Annotated in this window: 20 protein-coding genes; 7 read left to right on the top strand and 13 right to left on the bottom strand. The window is 66.1% G+C overall.

The features are described from left to right. Positions 1-35: 35 nt before the first annotated feature. Positions 36-836: a dienelactone hydrolase family protein gene (locus NP825_RS04665; RefSeq protein WP_257548914.1), complete on the bottom strand. Its 801-nt coding sequence runs from the start codon at positions 834-836 to the stop codon at positions 36-38. 259 nt (positions 837-1,095) lie between these two features. Between NP825_RS04665 and hrcA the strand changes: the two genes are divergently transcribed. Beyond that, positions 1,096-2,142, top strand: a complete 1,047-nt coding sequence (gene hrcA / locus NP825_RS04660; protein ID WP_257551304.1) for a heat-inducible transcriptional repressor HrcA — start codon at positions 1,096-1,098, stop codon at positions 2,140-2,142. 4 nt (positions 2,143-2,146) lie between these two features. Next, positions 2,147-2,689 (top strand): nucleotide exchange factor GrpE, encoded by a 543-nt coding sequence (gene grpE / locus NP825_RS04655; RefSeq protein WP_257548913.1) that lies wholly within the window; start codon positions 2,147-2,149, stop codon positions 2,687-2,689. Positions 2,690-2,856: 167 nt separating this feature from the next. Here grpE and def read toward each other — a convergent pair whose 3' ends face one another. The 3 genes from def to recR form a co-directional block, all read right to left on the bottom strand. Next, positions 2,857-3,390 (bottom strand): peptide deformylase, encoded by a 534-nt coding sequence (def, locus tag NP825_RS04650; RefSeq protein WP_257548911.1) that lies wholly within the window; start codon positions 3,388-3,390, stop codon positions 2,857-2,859. A 31-nt stretch (positions 3,391-3,421) separates the two neighbouring features. Continuing rightward, on the bottom strand, positions 3,422-3,574 hold the full coding sequence (locus NP825_RS04645; protein WP_257548908.1) for a hypothetical protein: 153 nt from the start codon (positions 3,572-3,574) through the stop codon (positions 3,422-3,424). A gap of 65 nt (positions 3,575-3,639) precedes the next feature. Next, positions 3,640-4,236: a recombination mediator RecR gene (gene recR, locus NP825_RS04640; RefSeq protein WP_257548906.1), complete on the bottom strand. Its 597-nt coding sequence runs from the start codon at positions 4,234-4,236 to the stop codon at positions 3,640-3,642. Between the two features lie 225 nt (positions 4,237-4,461). Between recR and fmt the strand changes: the two genes are divergently transcribed. Beyond that, on the top strand, positions 4,462-5,382 hold the full coding sequence (gene fmt, locus NP825_RS04635) for a methionyl-tRNA formyltransferase (RefSeq protein ID WP_257548904.1): 921 nt from the start codon (positions 4,462-4,464) through the stop codon (positions 5,380-5,382). A gap of 115 nt (positions 5,383-5,497) precedes the next feature. Continuing rightward, positions 5,498-6,238, top strand: coding sequence for a tRNA pseudouridine(38-40) synthase TruA (gene truA / locus NP825_RS04630; RefSeq protein ID WP_257548902.1), 741 nt, complete (start codon positions 5,498-5,500; stop codon positions 6,236-6,238). A gap of 119 nt (positions 6,239-6,357) precedes the next feature. On the opposite strand, the gene NP825_RS04625 is transcribed toward truA, so the two are convergent. Next, the gene (locus tag NP825_RS04625; RefSeq protein ID WP_257548901.1) at positions 6,358-6,888 is read right to left on the bottom strand and encodes a CarD family transcriptional regulator; all 531 of its coding nucleotides are present in this window, start codon (positions 6,886-6,888) and stop codon (positions 6,358-6,360) included. Positions 6,889-7,204: 316 nt separating this feature from the next. Between NP825_RS04625 and NP825_RS04620 the strand changes: the two genes are divergently transcribed. Continuing rightward, positions 7,205-8,017, top strand: coding sequence for an SDR family NAD(P)-dependent oxidoreductase (locus NP825_RS04620; protein ID WP_257548898.1), 813 nt, complete (start codon positions 7,205-7,207; stop codon positions 8,015-8,017). Positions 8,018-8,113: 96 nt separating this feature from the next. On the opposite strand, the gene NP825_RS04615 is transcribed toward NP825_RS04620, so the two are convergent. The 5 genes from NP825_RS04615 to hisG all read right to left on the bottom strand — a co-directional run bounded on the left by NP825_RS04615 (position 8,114) and on the right by hisG (position 14,084). Beyond that, positions 8,114-10,228 carry a sodium-translocating pyrophosphatase gene (locus NP825_RS04615; RefSeq protein WP_257548896.1) on the bottom strand — a complete coding sequence of 705 codons (2,115 nt, stop codon included), beginning with the start codon at positions 10,226-10,228 and terminating at the stop codon, positions 8,114-8,116. A 246-nt stretch (positions 10,229-10,474) separates the two neighbouring features. Further along, complete coding sequence (gene thiL, locus NP825_RS04610) at positions 10,475-11,407, bottom strand: thiamine-phosphate kinase (RefSeq protein ID WP_257548894.1); 933 nt, start codon at positions 11,405-11,407, stop codon at positions 10,475-10,477. Positions 11,408-11,562: 155 nt separating this feature from the next. Then, on the bottom strand, positions 11,563-12,012 hold the full coding sequence (gene nusB, locus NP825_RS04605) for a transcription antitermination factor NusB (RefSeq protein WP_257548892.1): 450 nt from the start codon (positions 12,010-12,012) through the stop codon (positions 11,563-11,565). Positions 12,013-12,148: 136 nt separating this feature from the next. Beyond that, entirely contained in the window at positions 12,149-13,441 is a 1,293-nt protein-coding gene (gene hisD, locus NP825_RS04600; RefSeq protein ID WP_257548881.1) for a histidinol dehydrogenase, read from the bottom strand. Next, positions 13,428-14,084, bottom strand: coding sequence for an ATP phosphoribosyltransferase (gene hisG / locus NP825_RS04595; RefSeq protein ID WP_257548879.1), 657 nt, complete (start codon positions 14,082-14,084; stop codon positions 13,428-13,430). Before hisG ends, hisD begins: the two co-directional genes overlap by 14 nt. 38 nt (positions 14,085-14,122) lie before the next feature. Here hisG and NP825_RS04590 point away from each other — a divergent pair, with 38 nt between their 5' ends. After that, complete coding sequence (locus tag NP825_RS04590) at positions 14,123-15,205, top strand: DUF2332 domain-containing protein (protein WP_257548877.1); 1,083 nt, start codon at positions 14,123-14,125, stop codon at positions 15,203-15,205. Between the two features lie 91 nt (positions 15,206-15,296). Here the strand turns inward: NP825_RS04590 and NP825_RS04585 are convergent, their stop codons facing one another. The 3 genes from NP825_RS04585 to NP825_RS04575 form a co-directional block, all read right to left on the bottom strand. Continuing rightward, on the bottom strand, positions 15,297-15,752 hold the full coding sequence (locus NP825_RS04585; protein ID WP_257548875.1) for a hypothetical protein: 456 nt from the start codon (positions 15,750-15,752) through the stop codon (positions 15,297-15,299). A 69-nt stretch (positions 15,753-15,821) separates the two neighbouring features. Next, positions 15,822-16,289 (bottom strand): DUF1465 family protein, encoded by a 468-nt coding sequence (locus NP825_RS04580; RefSeq protein WP_257548873.1) that lies wholly within the window; start codon positions 16,287-16,289, stop codon positions 15,822-15,824. 194 nt (positions 16,290-16,483) lie between these two features. Next, the gene (locus NP825_RS04575) at positions 16,484-16,681 is read right to left on the bottom strand and encodes a YdcH family protein (protein WP_257548871.1); all 198 of its coding nucleotides are present in this window, start codon (positions 16,679-16,681) and stop codon (positions 16,484-16,486) included. A 140-nt stretch (positions 16,682-16,821) separates the two neighbouring features. Between NP825_RS04575 and NP825_RS04570 the strand changes: the two genes are divergently transcribed. Then, positions 16,822-16,980, top strand: coding sequence for a YdcH family protein (locus tag NP825_RS04570; protein ID WP_105998073.1), 159 nt, complete (start codon positions 16,822-16,824; stop codon positions 16,978-16,980). Positions 16,981-17,022 lie beyond the last annotated feature (42 nt).

Raw genomic sequence — 17,022 nt, 5'->3', positions numbered from 1 at the left:
CAGGTGATGAATGCGCCGCCCTTAGGCCGCCGTCCTCAACCGCTCAAGCGCATACGGAAGAAATCGAGGATTTCGTCGCGCGCCGCGCGTGTCGGCTGACCTTCCTCGTCGATCAGGTGGAGCGTGACGACGCTGTGCGGATTCGCCATCGGGCTGTCGGGATTGGCGGCGCTGTCAGGCAGCACGCGGCCGACGAAGCGGTCGCCGAGCGCGGCCTCATAGGCGGCGAAGCGCGCCGCCTTGCAAAATTTGTCGCCCTCGAAGCGATAGGCGAGCACGGTCAGATCCTCCGCCTCCATACGCGCCTTGACCGCCGCGAGCTCGTCGGGGGCGATGTGCATCCCTGCCGCGTCATTCAGCGGCAGCGACGGCTGCGACAGCACCGGCGCGAGCACCGCGGGTTCGAGCATCATCGACAGCGCGAAATTGCCGGTGAAGCACATGCCGATCGCGCCGACGCCCCGGCCGCCGCACTCCTTGTGCGCGAGCGCCGCGAGGGCGCGCAGCCACTGGACGGCGGGCGAGCTTTCATTCGCCTGAAAGGCGCGGAACTGGCGACTGACGCAGCCGCCGATCATCGTGAACAGCGCGCCGGGCATCCGCGGCACCGCGCCGTCGCGCCCGAAGATATGCGGCATATAGACGGTGAAGCCCGCATCGCGGACCCAGCGGGCGAAGCGCGCGACATGCGGGCTGATCCCCGGCATTTCGGTCATCACGACCACCGCGGGGCCGTTGCCCATCGTGTAGACGCGGTGCGGGCGGCCGAGCAATGCGATGGTGCGATGCTCGAAATCGTCGAGCGGGTCGTCCTCGGTCAGTGGGCGTGTGGTCATACGGTTTCTCCCCCGTGAGGAGGCTATGCACAAGCCAGATCAAATGCACCCACTTTCGTCATTCCCGCGAAGACGGGAATCCAGCTTGCTCATTCTTCGCGCCTTTGCGTGAAATCGGAAAATCTCACGCAAAGGCGCAAAGGCGCGAAGAGACAGTTGGAAAAGAGCTGGATTCCCGCCTTCGCGGGAATGACGAAGGGAATGACGGAAGGCGAGCACGATGCTTGCCCCTCCCCCGCGCCGCCCCTACATCCTCGGCATGACCAATCCGCCGATCACCGAACTCACCACGCGCGCCCGCGACGTGTTCCGGCTGGTCGTCGACGCCTATCTCGAAACCGGCCAGCCGGTCGGGTCGCGCACCCTGTCGAAACTCGCGGCGCTCAACCTGTCGCCGGCGTCAATCCGCAACGTCATGCAAGACCTCGAGGAATATGGCCTGCTCGCCAGCCCGCACACCAGCGCGGGGCGGCTGCCGACCGAACAGGGTCTCCGCCTCTTCGTCGACGGGATGATGCAGGTCGCCGAGCCTTCAGCCGAGGACCGCGCGCAGATCGAGGCGAGCCTTGCCGACGGCGGCGGGCCGATCGAAAGCGCGCTCGCGCAGGCGACCGCCGCGCTGTCGGGCCTGTCCGCCTGCGCCGGGCTCGTCCTCGTCCCCAAGCATGAGCGGGTGCTGAAGCAGGTTGCCTTCGTGCCGATGTCGGGAACGCAGGCGCTCGTCGTGCTCGTCGCGGGCGACGGCACGGTCGAGAATCGCGTCATCGACGTGCCCGCCGGGCTCAACCCCTCGGCGCTCGTCGAGGCGGGCAATTATGTCAGCGCGATGCTTGCGGGGCTGACGCTGTCCGACGCGATGGCGCGGGTGCGGCGCGAGATCGAGGCCGAGCGCATCGCGATCGATCGCGCCGCCGCCGACCTCGTGTCGCGCGGGCTCGCCATCTGGTCGTCGGACGGCGCCGACCGGCCCGTCCTCATCGTGCGCGGCCAGGCAAATCTGCTCGACGAAAGCGCGGTCGGCGACCTCGACCGGGTGCGGCAACTGCTCGACGAACTCGAAACCAAGCAGGAAATCGCCGGCTTGCTCGACAGCGCGCGCGAGGGCAGCGCGACGCGCATTTTCATCGGGTCGGAGAACAAGCTCTTTTCGCTGTCAGGATCCTCGGTTATCGCCGCCCCTTATCATGGCAGCGACGGCCGCGTGGTCGGCGTGGTGGGGGTGATCGGCCCGACGCGCTTGAACTATGCGCGGATCGTTCCCATGGTGGATTTCACCGCACAATCTCTCTCCAGACTGATACGATAGGATTATGACGAACACCGAAAACGATACGCCCGTCGAAGAGGGTCAGGCCGCAGACAGCGCAACCACGGCACCGGAGGCGCAGGACGAAGCGGCGGCGCTTGCCGAGCAGCTTGCGGCACTCCAGCAGGATCTGCTCTATGCGCGCGCCGAGACGCAGAACGTCACGCGCCGCAAGGACAAGGAGATCGCCGACGCGCACGCCTATGCGGCGACCAAATTCGCGCGCGACATCTTGTCGGTCGCCGACAATCTGGGCCGCGCGCTGGCGTCGCTCAGCGAAGAACAGCGCGCCGACGAGGCGATCAAGCCGCTGCTCACCGGCCTCGAAGCCACCGAGCGCGAGCTGATGAGCGTGTTCGAGCGCAACGGCATCACCCGCATCGCCGCGATCGGCCTGCCGCTCGACCCGAATCAGCATCAGGCGATGCTCGAAATCCCGAGCGACAAGGAAAGCGGCACGATCGTGCAGGAAATGCAGGCGGGCTATATGATGAAGGACCGGCTGCTGCGCCCCGCGATGGTGGGGGTCGCGAAGAAGGCGGATTAAGTTTTTCCCTCTCCCGCTTGCGAGAGAGGGCAGCGAGACTTGCGGACTTGTCCGCTAGTCGCAGCGGGTGAGGGTTTGCTCTGCCAACGCGGGTCACCCTCACCCAGCTTCAGCTAGGCAGCAAGCTGCCAAACTTGCGCAACCCTCTCCCCCAGGGGAGAGGGATATTACGCCGCCTTGCGCATCTTCGCGAGCTTCTTCAGCACCATCTCGCGCTTCAGCCGCGACAGATGGTCGATGAAGAGAATGCCTTCCAGATGGTCGTGCTCGTGCTGGATGCACGTCGCCATCAGCCCGGTCATGCGTTCCCGATGGTGCTTGCCGTCCACGTCCTGCCAGTCGACGGTGACTTCGGCTGGGCGCGTCACATCGGCATATTGCTCAGGAACCGACAGGCAGCCTTCCTGATAGACGCTGTGCGCCTCGCTCTCGTCGGAGAAGACGGGGTTGATGAAGACGCGCGGGTCGCGGATCACGCGCTTGCCCTCTTCATCCTCGGGATCGGGTTCCTGAAGGTCGATGACGAGGATGCGCTTCGCGACCCCGACCTGAATCGCCGCCAGCCCGATGCCGGGCGCGTCGTACATCGTCTCGAACATGTCGGCGACCAGCGTCTTCAATTCGGCGTCGAACGTCTCGACAGGCTTCGAAATGACGCGCAGCCGGGGATCGGGGGTCTCTATGATGGGTAACAGGGCCATGGGTGCGATTTAGGTAGGCGAAGCCCGCGGGTCAATGATCGGAGCGCCGTCCGAATTCGATCAGTGTGACCAGCCCCATCGCCGGCAGCGCAAACAGAGCCCAAGTTATCGTGACCAGCAGATAGAGATCGCTAGTATAGCCGGGGTTGGCAAACTCCCCCTGCGGATTATGATCGAGCGCCATGCTACCGACGGCGATAGCGGGCACGGCGGCCAGGAAAGCGCAGATAAGGATTTGCGCACCAAGTCTCATCCCACTGGTCTTCTCGCCCGCAGCGCCTGCGCCAGCGTTCCTTCATCCAGATAGTCGAGTTCGCCCCCCACTGGCAGGCCGTGCGCGAGTTGGGTCAGCCGCACCGGATAGCCCTCCAGCCGCTCGGCGAGATAATGCGCGGTCGTCTGCCCCTCCAGTGTCGCGTTCATCGCCAGCACGACCTCGTCGATGCCGCCCGCGGCGACGCGGTTCACCAGCGCGTCGATGCTGAGGTCCTGTGGCCGCACGCCTTCCAGCGCCGACAATCGCCCGCCCAGCACATGATATTTGCCCGGAAACAGCCGCGACTTGTCGAGCGCCCAGAGGTCCGACACCTCCTCGACGACGCACAGGCTGCGCGCGTCGCGGCGCGGGTCGGCGCAGATCGCGCACGGATCCTGCGTGTCGACATTGCCGCAGACGGTGCAGGTGACGAGCCGTTCCGACACCGTCTGCAGCGCGGCGAGCAGCGGCGCGAAGCTGCTCTCGCGCTTCTTCATCAGGTGCAGCACCGCGCGCCGCGCCGACCGCGGGCCGAGCCCCGGCAGGCGGGCAAGTTGCTGGACGAGCGCTTCGATTTCGGTGGAGGCCATACAGAGCACCTATCGCGCGACGCGAGCGCATACAATCCTCTCCCCTTGCGGGAGAGGATGCCGGAGCTTGGCGCGGAGCGTCTAGCGGAGGCTGGAGAGGGGTTGCGACGGCGCGGCCCCCTCACCCGCTGCGACTAGCCAGCAAGCTGGCCAGTCTCGCTGCCCTCTCCCGCAAGGGGAGAGGGATACTTGCGCAACCCCGCATCCTCCGCCAAAGCGCCGCCCATGCGCATCGCCTTCATGGGAACGCCGCCCTTTGCGGTGCCAACGCTCGCCGCGCTTCACGCGGCAGGGCACGAAATCGCCGCCGTCTATACCCAGCCGCCGCGCCCGGCGCAGCGCGGCAAGAAGGTGCAGCAGAGCGCTGTGCACGTCTGGGCCGAAGCGCATGGCCTGCCCGTCCGCACCCCGAAGAGCCTGAAATCCGCCGAGGAACAGGTGGCCTTCGCCGCGCTGAACCTCGATGTCGCCGTGGTCGCGGCTTACGGCCTGATCCTGCCGCAGGCGGTGCTCGATGCGCCGCGTGAGGGCTGCCTCAACGTCCATGGCTCGATCCTGCCGCGCTGGCGCGGCGCGGCGCCGGTGCAGCGCGCGATCCTGGCGGGCGATACCGAGACCGGCGTGACAATCATGCAGATGGACGCCGGGCTCGACACCGGCGCGATGCGGCTGGTCGATACGACCGTGATCGCGGGCAAGAGCGCGGGCGAGCTCACCGACGAACTCGCCGAAATGGGTGCGCGGATGATGGTGACGGTGCTGAGTGATCTTTCCGTCTTCGCGCCCGTGTCACAACCCGAAACAGGCGTCACCTATGCCGCGAAGATCGACAAGAGCGAGGCGCGGCTCGATTTCCTGACCAGCGCGGTGCAGGTCGAACGCCAGATCCGCGCCTTCAACCCGGTGCCGGGGGCCTTCTTCGAGCTGGACGGCGAGCGTTACAAGATTTTGGCGGCCGAGGTCGTGCATCCGGCGGAGACGGTCGCGGGCGCCACACCCGGTGTCACGCTTGGCGATGCGCTGACGATCGCCTGCAACCCCGGTGCGATCCGCGCGACGCGCGTGCAGCGCGCGGGCAAGCCCGCGATGGATGCCACCGAACTGCTGCGCGGGCGGGCGATTCCGAAAGGGGTGCGGCTCGCATGACGGCCCCCTCAATAAACAGGGACAGTCCCTATTTTTCGATGCGCATCGGCAATCGACGCAGCGTCGAGAAAAGAAAAATAGGGACTGTCCCTATTTATTGTCTCACTGCGTTTGCATGACCCGCTTCGCCCTCACCATCGAGTTCGACGGCCGCCCCTTCATGGGCTGGCAGCGGCAATCGCACGGCCCCAGCGTCCAGCAGGCGCTGGAGGAAGCAGTCACGCGTATCACCCGCGAGGAAACCCCGGTGCATGGCGCGGGGCGGACCGATGCGGGCGTGCACGCGATCGCGATGCGCGCGCACGTCGATATCGAGAAAACGATCGAGCCCTTTCGCCTGATGGAAGCGCTCAACGCGCAGCTTCGCCCCGCCCCCATCGCGGTGCTCGCCTGCGAGACGGTCGCGGACGACTGGCACGCGCGCTTTTCGTGCATCGGGCGCGCCTATGAATATCGCATCGTCAACCGCCGCGCGCCGCTGACGTGGGATAAGGGGCTGTCGTGGCAATTCGCCAAGCCGCTCGATGCCGGAGCGATGCACGGCGCGGCGCAGGCGCTTGTGGGACGGCATGACTTCACCACCTTCCGCTCGGTGCATTGCCAGGCCGAAAGCCCGGTCAAGACGCTCGACCGGATCAGCGTCAGCCGCCACGGCGACGAGATCGTCATCGAAACCGCGGCGCGCAGTTTCCTGCATCATCAGGTACGCTCGATGGTCGGCTGTTTGTCCATGGTCGGCGAAGGCAAATGGTCGGCGCGCGATCTGAAGGCCGCGCTCGACGCCGCGGATCGCAGCGCGCTCGGGTTGAACGCGCCGCCCGACGGGCTCTATTTCGTAGCGGCGCGCTATCCCTGATCCACTCCTCTTCCCGTCACCCCGGATCAAGTCCGGGGTGACGGGAAGAGAGGGTCGCCCTGAAAAAAGGGCGGCCCTTTAAGGACCGCCCTTTCATTCCCCCTTTGGAATGCGCGGCGTCAGACCGCCTTTTCCAGATAATATTTCGGCGCGTGCTCGTTGAGGATCTGAAGAATCTTCGCCTGTGCGGTCTTTTCGTCGCTTTCCTCCATCGCGCCCAGTTCGCGCGCGAGGCGGCTCGACGCCGCTTCGAAGATCTGACGCTCCGAATAGCTCTGCTCGGGCTGGTCATCGGCGCGGAACAGGTCGCGGGTCACTTCGGCGATCGACACGAGGTCGCCCGAATTGATCTTCGCTTCATATTCCTGCGCGCGGCGCGACCACATGGTGCGCTTCACCTTCGGCTTGGTGGTCAGAACCTGCAGCGCTTCCTTCAGCGTCTTGTCCGACGACAGCTTGCGCATCCCGACGCCTTCGGCCTTGTTGGTGGGAACGCGAAGCGTCATCTTTTCTTTTTCGAAACGCAGAACATAAAGTTCGAGCTGCATCCCGGCGATTTCGGATTTCTGCAATTCGATGACGCGCCCCACGCCATGCTTCGGGTAAACGACATAATCTCCGACTTCAAAGACGAGCGTGTTTGCGGACATGCAAGTTCCTTTCTTGGCCTTGCCGGTGGGCTGGGAAGCGCAAAAAGCCGGGTGCATCCTGCCCTTGTCGAAAGGGGGATCGGCAATTTCGGGCGGCGCTAGCCAGTCAGAGTGACAAGGGATATGGCTCCATAAGGACGCCGTCAGTACCCTGGCGCCCGGCGGGCGGGAGGCGAACTATCGACGCGTTGATATTTATTATAGCAGAGTCGCAACAAAATTGCCACCCCCTGCACGGAAAACCGTGGGATTGGCCGCTTGACGCCGCTTTACACCCGTTTCAAGCTGCAACCGATAGCTAAATGGGGATGCCGATATGAAAGATCAAATCTGGTGGGTTACCGGCGCATCGTCGGGCATCGGCGCGGCGCTGGCGCGGGGACTTGCGGGCCGGGGTGCGCGGCTGATCCTGTCGGGCCGCAACGTCGCGGCGCTCGAAGCGGTCGCGAAGGACTGCAGACCCGGCACGATGATTCTGCCGTTCGAGGCGACCGATTACGCCGCATTGCCAACGCTGGTGCAGGAAGCCTGGGACTGGTGCGGACGGATCGACGGGCTCGTCAATAACGCCGGCATTTCGCAACGCAGCCTGGCGATCGACACCGATTTTTCGGTCTATCAAAAGATCGTCGATGTCGACCTGCTCGCGCCGATCGCCCTTACCCAGCAGCTTTTGCCGCGGATGATCGAGGCCGGCGGCGGACAGATCGTCGCCATCTCCAGCGTCGCGGGGATTCTGGGCGCACCGCTGCGCAGCGCCTATTCGGCCGCCAAGCACGGGCTGATCGGCTATCATGACAGCGTCCGCGTCGAAAATGAGCATCGCGGGCTGAAAGTCCTCGTGGTGGCGCCGGGGTCGGTGCGCACCAACGTCAGCCGCAACGCGCTGAACGCCGACGGCAGCACGCGCGGGACCAGTGACGCGGTGATCGAGAACGGCATGTCGCCCGAAGATGCCGCGACGCAGATTCTTGACGCCATCGCGGCGGGAAAGCGCGAGATCGTCGTCGCCGAAGGTGCCGAAGCCGATATGGCCCGCCTCCGCCGCGCCGACCCCGACGCGCTGTTCGACCGGATGAGCGCCACGGTGCAGGCCGGCCTGGCGGCGCAGTTGAAGACCGGGGAATGAATTCCCGCCATCCCGGCGAAGGCCGGGAAGCGAAAAGAAAAGCCCCGCCGGATCGCTCCGGCGGGGCCTTTCTTTTGCCCGCGCGGGCAGCGCGGCTTACACCGCGCCGTGCGCCAGTGCCGCGAGTAGCAGGATCGCCACGATATTGGTGATCTTGATCATCGGGTTGACTGCCGGACCCGCGGTGTCCTTGTAGGGATCGCCGACGGTGTCGCCGGTCACCGCGGCCTTATGGGCCTCGCTGCCCTTGCCGCCGTGATTGCCGTCCTCGATATATTTCTTGGCATTGTCCCATGCGCCGCCGCCCGAGGTCATCGAGATGGCGACGAACAGGCCGCCGACGATCACGCCGAGCAGAAGCGCGCCGAGCGCTTCGAGCGCCTCGGCCGGACCGGCCACGGCGCGAATGACGAAGAACACCACGATCGGCGCCAGCACCGGCAGCAGGCTGGGCACGATCATTTCCTTGATCGCCGCCTTGGTGACCAGGTCGACGGTGCGGGCGTAGTCGGGGCGGCTGGTGCCGTCCATGATGCCCTTGTTGTTCGCGAACTGGTCGCGAACATCCTTCACCACGTCGCCCGCCGCCTTGCCGACCGCGGTCATGCCGAGCGCGCCGAACAGATACGGCAGCAGCGCGCCGAGCAGCAGTCCGACGATGACATAGGGCGACGACAGCGAGAAGGTCAGCGGCGCATCGAGGCCGAGCTTCGCCGAATATTCGCTGATGTCGGCGGTATAGGTGCCGAACAGCACCAGCGCCGCCAGCCCCGCCGAACCGATGGCATAGCCCTTGGTCACCGCCTTGGTGGTATTGCCCACGGCGTCGAGCAGGTCGGTCTTTTCGCGAACGCTGTCGTCGAGACCGGCCATTTCGGCGATGCCGCCGGCGTTGTCGGTGACCGGACCATAAGCGTCGAGCGCGACGACCATGCCGGCGAGCGCCAGCATCGCGGTGGCGCCGAAGGCGATGCCGATGATGCCCGCGATCTGATAGGCAACGATGATGCCGACGCAGATCACCAGCGTCGGCAGCGCGGTCGATTCAAGGCTGATCGCCAGCCCCTGGATGACGTTGGTGCCGTGGCCGGTTTCCGACGCCTTGGCGATGCTGCGCACCGGACGATAGTTGGTGCCGGTGTAATATTCGGTGATCCAGATGATCAGGCCGGTGATGACGAGGCCGACCAGCGAGCAATAGAAGAGGCTGCGGCCGTTGAAACCGGTCCCCGCGATCGTCGCTTCCATGTCGCCGAGCGCATATTGCGTCGAGAACCAGATCGCCGGGATCGAGAGGATCGCGGTGACCAGAAAGCCCTTGTACATCGCGCCCATGACATTCGTGCCGCCGCCAAGCCGCACGAAATAAGTGCCGATGATCGAGGTGATGATGCACACGCCGCCCATCAGCAGCGGCAGGGTCATCAGCGGCAACAGCATGTCGCCCGCGCCCTTCAGCAGCAGCGCGATCAGCACCATGGTGGCGCCGACGGTGACGACATAGGTTTCGAACAGGTCGGCGGCCATGCCGGCGCAGTCGCCGACATTGTCGCCGACGTTATCGGCGATCACCGCGGGGTTGCGTGGATCATCCTCGGGAATCCCCGCCTCGACCTTGCCGACCAGGTCGGCGCCGACATCGGCGGCCTTGGTGAAGATGCCGCCGCCAAGACGCGCGAAGATCGAGATGAGCGAGGCACCGAAGGCGAGCGCGACGAGCGCATCGACGACGGTGCGGTCATCGCCGCCGACGCCATAGCCGCCGGGGCCGGTCAGATACCAGAAGAAGACCGAGATCGCGAGAAGCGCGAGGCCCGCCACCAGCATGCCGGTGATCGCGCCGGCGCGGAACGCCATCGTCAGCCCTGCCTGCAGTCCCTTCTGGGCCGCGGCGGCGGTGCGGACGTTCGCCTTCACCGAAATGTTCATGCCGACGAAACCGGCAACGCCCGACAGCACCGCGCCCAGCACGAAGCCGGTCGCCGAGATCGGGCCGAGGAACCAGCCGACGAGGATGGCGACAACGATGCCGACCATGGCGATGGTGCGATATTGGCGGCCGAGATAGGCCTTGGCGCCTTCCTGGATGGCGCCGGCGATTTCCTGCATCTTCTCATTCCCCGCCGATGCGCCGAGCACCTGCCGCGAGGTAATGAACCCATAGAGCACGGCCAAAAGGCCGCACGCTATCGCGATCAAAACCGGATTCATGCGTGTCTGTTCCTTCCCCATCGAGAAGGGCGAACGCAAAGATAGCAGTCGAACGTCCGACTTATTGATGCCGGCTCGCTCTCTCCCCTGATGCGACCGCCCCAAATTGGACGCGGGGGTTATGGGAAGAAAGAAAGCCGAGGGCAAGCCTGCATTAGCGTCATCCCGGCGAAGGCCGGGATCTCGACCTTGCGCCATGACGCACCGGCGAGATCCCGGCCTTCGCCGGGATGACGGGAACAGGATTTAATGCATGAACCCCAGCCGCTCGGGCAGCGCGATCCGCTGCGCCCGGTGGACCAGCGTGACCCCCTCGCCCACCCCGGCGTGACCGACCGGGGTCACCGCGACGCCGAGTCCCGCCGCGATCTCGCGGATCGCGGCCGCCTCGCCCGGATCGGCCGCGAACAGCAGTTGATAATCGTCGCCCGCGGTCGCCGCGGCGAGACGCGTGTCGAGGACGTCGGGGCGCACCGCGAGCAGCGCCGCCGACAGCGGCACCGTCTCGACCATCAGCGTGACGTCGCAGCCGCTCGCCGCCGCCATGCGCTCCGCGTCGATCAGCAGGCCGTCGGAGACGTCCATCATCGCATGGACGTGCGGCACCAGCGCCTGCCCCAGCGTGAGCTGCGGCTGCGGGCGGCTGTAGGCGGCGAGACAAGTCTCGTTGGCGTCGATTTCTCCGAGCCGCATCGCCAGGCCGACCCCGGCGTTGCCGATCGTGCCGCTGACCCAAAGCTGATCGCCCGGGCGCATCCCGCTGCGCGACGGCACGCCCTCGAGCGGTGCCCTGCCGATCGCGGTGAGGCCAAGGCTGCGCGGCGCCCCTGCCGGCACGCCGACGGTATCGCCGCCGAGCAGCGGCAACCCGTAACGCCGCAACACGATGTCGAGGCCGTCGGCAAAAGCGGCATCCCAGTCCGCGTCGCCCGCCAGGCTGTAGCCGAGCAGCACCCCGACCGGCACCGCGCCCTTCGCGGCGAGATCGGAGAGATTCACCGCGACGAGTTTCCACGCGACATCCTGCGGGCGTTCGTCGGGAAGGAAATGGACGCCCTCGACGATCATATCGTGGGTGAGGACAAGGCCCTCGAACACCGCGACATCATCGGCGAGCCCGCGCGCGGCGGGGTCGGTCGCAATGCCGCGCAGGCGGGCGATGAAATCGGCTTCGGTCATGGCGGAAATCGTAATGGATCGTGCGCGGGCATAAAAGATACCATAGCAGCGTGTCCCCGCGAAGGCGGGGACCCAGAGCGCATTTGCGCAACCGTTGGGCTTATTTCCGCTCTGGGTCCCCGCCTTCGCGGGGACACACGCGGTTGACGGGAGCGCTATTTCGCCCGCACATCCTTGCCGATCGCGTCGAGCAGGCCGTTGGCGAATCCCGCCTCGCGGCCATCGAAGAAGGCTTTCGCGACATCGACATATTCGCTGACCACCGCGCCGACCGGCACGTCGCCGCGCGCGATCAGCTCATAGGCGCCGGCGCGCAAGATCGCCTTCATCGTGCGGTCGAGCCGGTCCATCGTCCAGCCGCTCGCGAGCCGTGCGGTGATCGCGGCATCGACCTCGTCCGCGCGGGCGAGCGCGCCCTTTACGATGTCGTCGAAGAAGGGGATGTCGGCGTCGGCATATTCGGCGTCCTCGATGATCTTGCCGATGCGATGCTGGTGGAACTCGTGGACGAGCTGCGCGACCGGCGTGCCCTCCATCTCATGCTGATAGAGCGCCTGCACGGCGGCGAGGCGGGCGGCGGAGCGGGACTGAGTGCGTTTGTTCATGGCGTGTCGCTTTATCTTAAATCGTCATCTGCTCAAATCGTCATCCCGGCGAAGGCCGGGATCTCGCCGGTTGCTCATTACGCAAGGTCGAGATCTCGGCCTTCGCCGGGACGACGAATGAAGGTCAAGGTCGGCTCTATTTCAATCTGTTCTGAACGCTGAGCGCATGCGCGGGCAGCCCTTCAGCCGTCGCGAGCGCGACCGCAGCGGGGCCGATCGCCGCCAGCGCGCCTTCATCCAGCGCAAGAAAGCTGGTGCGCTTCATGAAATCGGTCACCGACAGCCCGCTCGAAAAGCGCGCGCGGCGGCCGGTGGGAAGAACATGGTTGGGACCGGCGACATAATCGCCGATCGCCTCTGGCGTCTGGCGGCCGAGGAAGACCGATCCCGCGTGGCGCACCTTGGCGAACAGCGCGTCGGCCTCGGCCGCATCGACTGCGAGTTCGAGATGTTCGGGCGCGAGCCGGTCGCAGAGCGGAATCGCATCGGCCAGCGTCGGCACGACGATCACCGCGCCGTTGTCAGCCCAACTCGCCTCCATCGTGGCTGCCGTCGAAAGCGCGGGGATAAGTTCCGCCACCGCCGCCGCGACCGCATCGGCGAAATCGCCGTCGTCGGTGAACAGGATCGACTGGCTCGTCGGGTCGTGTTCGGCCTGGCTGAGCAGGTCAGCAGCTATGACGTGCGGCTCGTTCCGGCTGTCCGCGACGACGACGATCTCGCTCGGCCCCGCGACCATGTCGATGCCGACCACACCGTAAAGCTGGCGCTTGGCCTCGGCGACCCAGGCGTTGCCGGGGCCGGTGACGACGTCGACCGGCGCGATCCGGTCGGTGCCATGGGCCAGCGCGGCGATCGCCTGCGCGCCGCCGACGCGCCAGATTTCGTCGACTCCACCGATATGCGCCGCCGCCATCACGACCGGGTTCGTCGCGCCGTCGGGCGTCGGCGTGACCATCACGATCCGCTCGACCCCCGCGACCTTGGCGGGAAGGATGTTCATCAGCACCGACGAGGGATAGGCGGCCCGCCCGCCGGGGACATAGACCCCCGCGGCATCGACCGCGCTCCAGCGCGCACCGAGCCGCGCGCCCGTCGTGTCGCGATAGTCGCGATCCTCGGGACGCTGCGCGGCGTGATAGGCGCGGATACGCTCGGCCGCGAGATCGAGCGCGTCGCGAAGTTCGGGCGCCAGCGCGTCATAAGCAGCGGCGCATTCCCCCTTCGAGATGCTCCAGCCGCTGGCGTCCAGATCAAAGCGATCGAACCGCGCCGTATAATCGGCGAGCGCCGCATCGCCCTCGGCCTTCACCCGTGCGACGATCGCGGCGACATCGGCCGAGACGTCGGACGCGCTCTCGCGCCGGTCGCTCACCAGCGCGTCGAACGCCGGCGCGAAACCGGGCTCGGAAGCGTCAAGCCGCCGCATGGCCGACCGCCTGCCGGAATTTCTCGACCAGCGCGGGTATTTCGGCCGAGCGCAGCTTGAACGCGGCGCGGTTGACGATCAGCCGCGCGGAAACCTCGCTGATCACCGTCTGCTCGGCAAGCGCATTTTCGACCAAGGTCCGCCCGGTCGAAACCAGATCGACGATGTGCGAGGCGAGGCCCAGCTTCGGCGCAATCTCCATCGCACCGTTCAGCTTGATGCATTCGGCCTGAATTCCCTGCCCCGCGAACCAGCGGCGCGTCGTCGCGGGATATTTGGTCGCGACGCGGATATGGCTGGACCCGATTCCCGGCGGCGCGGTGCCTTCAGGCCCCGCAAGCGACAGGCGGCAATGGCCGATGCCGAGATCGACCGGCGCGTAAAGTTCCGAATAGTCGAATTCGTCGATGACGTCCGACCCGACGATGCCGAGCTGCGCTGCACCGTGCGCGACGAAGGTCGCGACGTCGAAGGCGCGCACGCGGATCAGCGAGATATGCGGCTGGTTCGTCCCGAACACCAGCGCGCGGCTCTTCTTGTCGAAGAAATCCGCCGCGGGCTCGATACCGGCGGCCGCGAGCAGCGGCAGCGCCTCGTCGAGGATGCGGCCCTTGGGGATGGCAAAGATGATCGGTTCGGGCATAAGCGCCGTGCCTTTAAGCGGCGACGGGAGAAAGGGCAATGAGCGAGCGTTACGAGTTCATCGACATGGGCGCGACCGGCGCGGGCGCGGTGCGTACCGCCTTCGCGAACCAGGTCGCCTATTGCCGGGCGAGCGAAGCGCCGGTGACGGCGCGGATCGTCGCGGCGCTCGCGACCTTGCTCGACACGCCCGCGACCGGATTTGCCCGCCGCATGGCCGAATGGCAGGGCGCGCCGCTTGCCGACGCGCTGCCGCTGCGCGCCGCGGGCGGGCTCCATGCGCTCCACCTCGCGGGCGCCGCACCCGAACTCGCGCCCATCTATGCCGATGCCGAGGATATCAACGACGCCGCGATCGTCGCCGGAGTCGTCCAGCGGCAGGAAGCGGCGTTGCTCCCCTGGCTCGACGGCCCGCCGCAGACCAACGAGGCGGGGCGCTCGTCGAATTTCATCGCGGCGATGCTGTGGCTCGCTGATCAGGGCCTGCCGCCGCGCTTCGACTGTATCGAGATCGGGTCGAGCGCGGGGATCAACCTGATGCTCGATCGCTATCATTACGACCTCGGCGGGGTGCAGGTCGGGCCCGAGCCGGGCGCGATCGCCTTCACCCCCGATTGGCGCGGGGTTCATCCGCCGCAGCATGGAATCGAAATCGCGGGCCTCAAGGGCTGCGACGTCGCTCCGGTCGACCTCACCGATCCAGCGCAGGCGTTGCGCCTTAAGGCCTATATCTGGCCCGAACACCATATCCGCTTCGCGCGGATGGAGGCGGCGATCGCCGCGGCGCGCGAGGCGAAACCGAATCTCGTCCGCGCCACCGCCGCCGACTTCGTCGAGGCCGAACTCAAAAGGCCGCAGGAGGAGGGCACGACGCGCGTCCTGATGCATTCGATCGTCTGGCAATATGTCCCCGAGGACCAGCAGATGCGGGTGACGACCGCGATGGAGGAAGCCGGCGCCGAAGCGACCGCCGACCGTCCGCTCGCCTGGATCGCGGTCGAGGCGAATCGCGCCGCGCATCATCACGAACTGGTCGTGCGCCATTGGCCGGGCGGCGAAGCGGGCCGCACCCTCGCCCGCTCGCATCCGCATGGCGCGTGGATCGAGTGGGTCGCCGGTTGATCGTCACCCCGGCGCAGGCCGGGGTCTCACCGTCACGCTGCATTGCCCCGTCGAGATCCCGGCCTTCGCCGGGATGACGGAAGATATCAAGCTACACCCCTGCTCCAACCGCATCCTCGGGCAGCAAATCGCGGCATCCGGTGAAGATCGCGCCCAGCCGTTCGCGAATCTCCGCCCACACTTGCAGTTCAGCAGCCGCGTCCGCGGGCACCGTCCCGGCGATCACGTCGATCGCAGCGTCGACCAGCCCCTGATACCAGCCGAGCGGCACCTCGAGGGTGAAATGATGGTGCGGCACCGAATTTTCGAGCAGAATCTCGATCTCGGTCGGGCGTTCGAGACAATACATCAGGCAATAGAGGCAATTCTCGATCATCTCGCCTTCGAGTGCCGCGGTCTTGCCGAGCCCATGATGCTCGAAACTCGCCGCGGCACCCGGATGCCGCGCATAATAGAGCGTCATCACATGCGGCGTGACGTCGCCCAGCACCTCCGCCGCGCGCGTCAGACTCGCTTCGAGCAGCGCGAGCTTTTCGGCACGATCCATCATCCGCTCTCCCTTCACGGAAAAGAGTATTTCATATACTTCTTTTAGGGCAAGCGATTTTGGCGAAAATTACAGCCGCGCCGAAAGCTGCGCGAGCATCGTCTGCACCGGAGTCGCCGCCTTGTGCGCATCCCAGCCCGCCTCGATCGTCGCGATGCGTTCGAACAATCGCTCGCTCGCCGCGACGATGCGGCGAAGCGGCTCATCGAACCGCGCACAGATAGCCCAATCGGCAACCACCGGCGCGCCGATCCGTGCCGCGCTGTCGTTCGGACCGGCGCCGGGGTCGCCCGCGATCATCGCGCGGCGGTGCAGCAGCCAGGCGATGATGTGCATCAGCCGCGTCGTCGTCTTGAGCGATTCGCAGGCGAGCCCGATCCGTAGCAGGCTGTCGTCCTCCGCGCGGCCGAGATCGCGCTGCGCGGCAAAGGCGGCATGCGCTTCGTCGGCGAGCAGCATCGCGTCGACATAGAGATTTTCGACCTGCGCGCGCTGCACCGGAAGGCTGGCCGCGCCCGCATCTGTCCGTCCCGTCACCATGGCGCAGGAGATGGCATGACGTGAGCGGGGGCCGCAATGGCGCTAACCATGAAATTGGTGAGTGCCGTGTCCCGTTTTGAATCAAACCTCGTCATTGCGAGCGCAGCGAAGCAATCCAGAGCGGTTTACGCACACTCTGGATTGCTTCGCTGCGCTCGCAATGACGATGCATTTATGCGCCCGCCCAGCCTTCACGCGATGATATCGGGAAGGAGTTGATCCTCGCACCAGGTGATTTCGTCGCGCAGGCGGAGCTTGCGCTTCTTCATGCGCGCAAGCTGAAGCTGATCGGGAACCGCCGCCTCGCCGAGCGCGATGATCGCGGCGTCGAGGTCGCGATGCTCGAGGCGAAGCAGTTCCAGGCGCTGGGTGATTTCCTCGGCGTTCACGCCCCGCCTCCTGCCACGATCATGGCTCGTCCGCAACGGGCTGTCCTTGCGGGTAACCGACTGGCCGAATCGCGACGACAAGGGATGCGATTCGTGATTTACTCGGTCCTGCCAACACGAGTCGAAAAGGAGAATGGCCCATGAGCTTGTCGCACCTTTCCGCCCTGAAGTCCCGCCACGCGGACCTCGACGCGAAAATTGCGAATGAAGAGCGCCGCCCCAGCCCCGATACGGCATTATTGGCGCAAATGAAAAAGCAGAAGCTGCGGCTGAAAGAAGAAATGGCCGCGACCGCCTGAGCGTCGCAGACCGCTACCGCCCCGCTGACGCCCTCCCCTGCG

This window comes from Sphingopyxis sp. DBS4 (assembly GCF_024628865.1).
Classification (GTDB): domain Bacteria; phylum Pseudomonadota; class Alphaproteobacteria; order Sphingomonadales; family Sphingomonadaceae; genus Sphingopyxis.
This window is presented reverse-complemented; position numbering and strand designations above follow the sequence as displayed.

Coding starts and splice junctions, on each gene's coding strand:
- NP825_RS04665 (WP_257548914.1), bottom strand. CDS start 836: ATGACCACACGCCCACTGACCGAGGACGACCCGCTCGACGATTTCGAG.
- hrcA (WP_257551304.1), top strand. CDS start 1,096: ATGACCAATCCGCCGATCACCGAACTCACCACGCGCGCCCGCGACGTG.
- grpE (WP_257548913.1), top strand. CDS start 2,147: ATGACGAACACCGAAAACGATACGCCCGTCGAAGAGGGTCAGGCCGCA.
- def (WP_257548911.1), bottom strand. CDS start 3,390: ATGGCCCTGTTACCCATCATAGAGACCCCCGATCCCCGGCTGCGCGTC.
- NP825_RS04645 (WP_257548908.1), bottom strand. CDS start 3,574: ATGGCGCTCGATCATAATCCGCAGGGGGAGTTTGCCAACCCCGGCTAT.
- recR (WP_257548906.1), bottom strand. CDS start 4,236: ATGGCCTCCACCGAAATCGAAGCGCTCGTCCAGCAACTTGCCCGCCTG.
- fmt (WP_257548904.1), top strand. CDS start 4,462: ATGCGCATCGCCTTCATGGGAACGCCGCCCTTTGCGGTGCCAACGCTC.
- truA (WP_257548902.1), top strand. CDS start 5,498: ATGACCCGCTTCGCCCTCACCATCGAGTTCGACGGCCGCCCCTTCATG.
- NP825_RS04625 (WP_257548901.1), bottom strand. CDS start 6,888: ATGTCCGCAAACACGCTCGTCTTTGAAGTCGGAGATTATGTCGTTTAC.
- NP825_RS04620 (WP_257548898.1), top strand. CDS start 7,205: ATGAAAGATCAAATCTGGTGGGTTACCGGCGCATCGTCGGGCATCGGC.
- NP825_RS04615 (WP_257548896.1), bottom strand. CDS start 10,228: ATGAATCCGGTTTTGATCGCGATAGCGTGCGGCCTTTTGGCCGTGCTC.
- thiL (WP_257548894.1), bottom strand. CDS start 11,407: ATGACCGAAGCCGATTTCATCGCCCGCCTGCGCGGCATTGCGACCGAC.
- nusB (WP_257548892.1), bottom strand. CDS start 12,012: ATGAACAAACGCACTCAGTCCCGCTCCGCCGCCCGCCTCGCCGCCGTG.
- hisD (WP_257548881.1), bottom strand. CDS start 13,441: ATGCGGCGGCTTGACGCTTCCGAGCCCGGTTTCGCGCCGGCGTTCGAC.
- hisG (WP_257548879.1), bottom strand. CDS start 14,084: ATGCCCGAACCGATCATCTTTGCCATCCCCAAGGGCCGCATCCTCGAC.
- NP825_RS04590 (WP_257548877.1), top strand. CDS start 14,123: ATGAGCGAGCGTTACGAGTTCATCGACATGGGCGCGACCGGCGCGGGC.
- NP825_RS04585 (WP_257548875.1), bottom strand. CDS start 15,752: ATGGATCGTGCCGAAAAGCTCGCGCTGCTCGAAGCGAGTCTGACGCGC.
- NP825_RS04570 (WP_105998073.1), top strand. CDS start 16,822: ATGAGCTTGTCGCACCTTTCCGCCCTGAAGTCCCGCCACGCGGACCTC.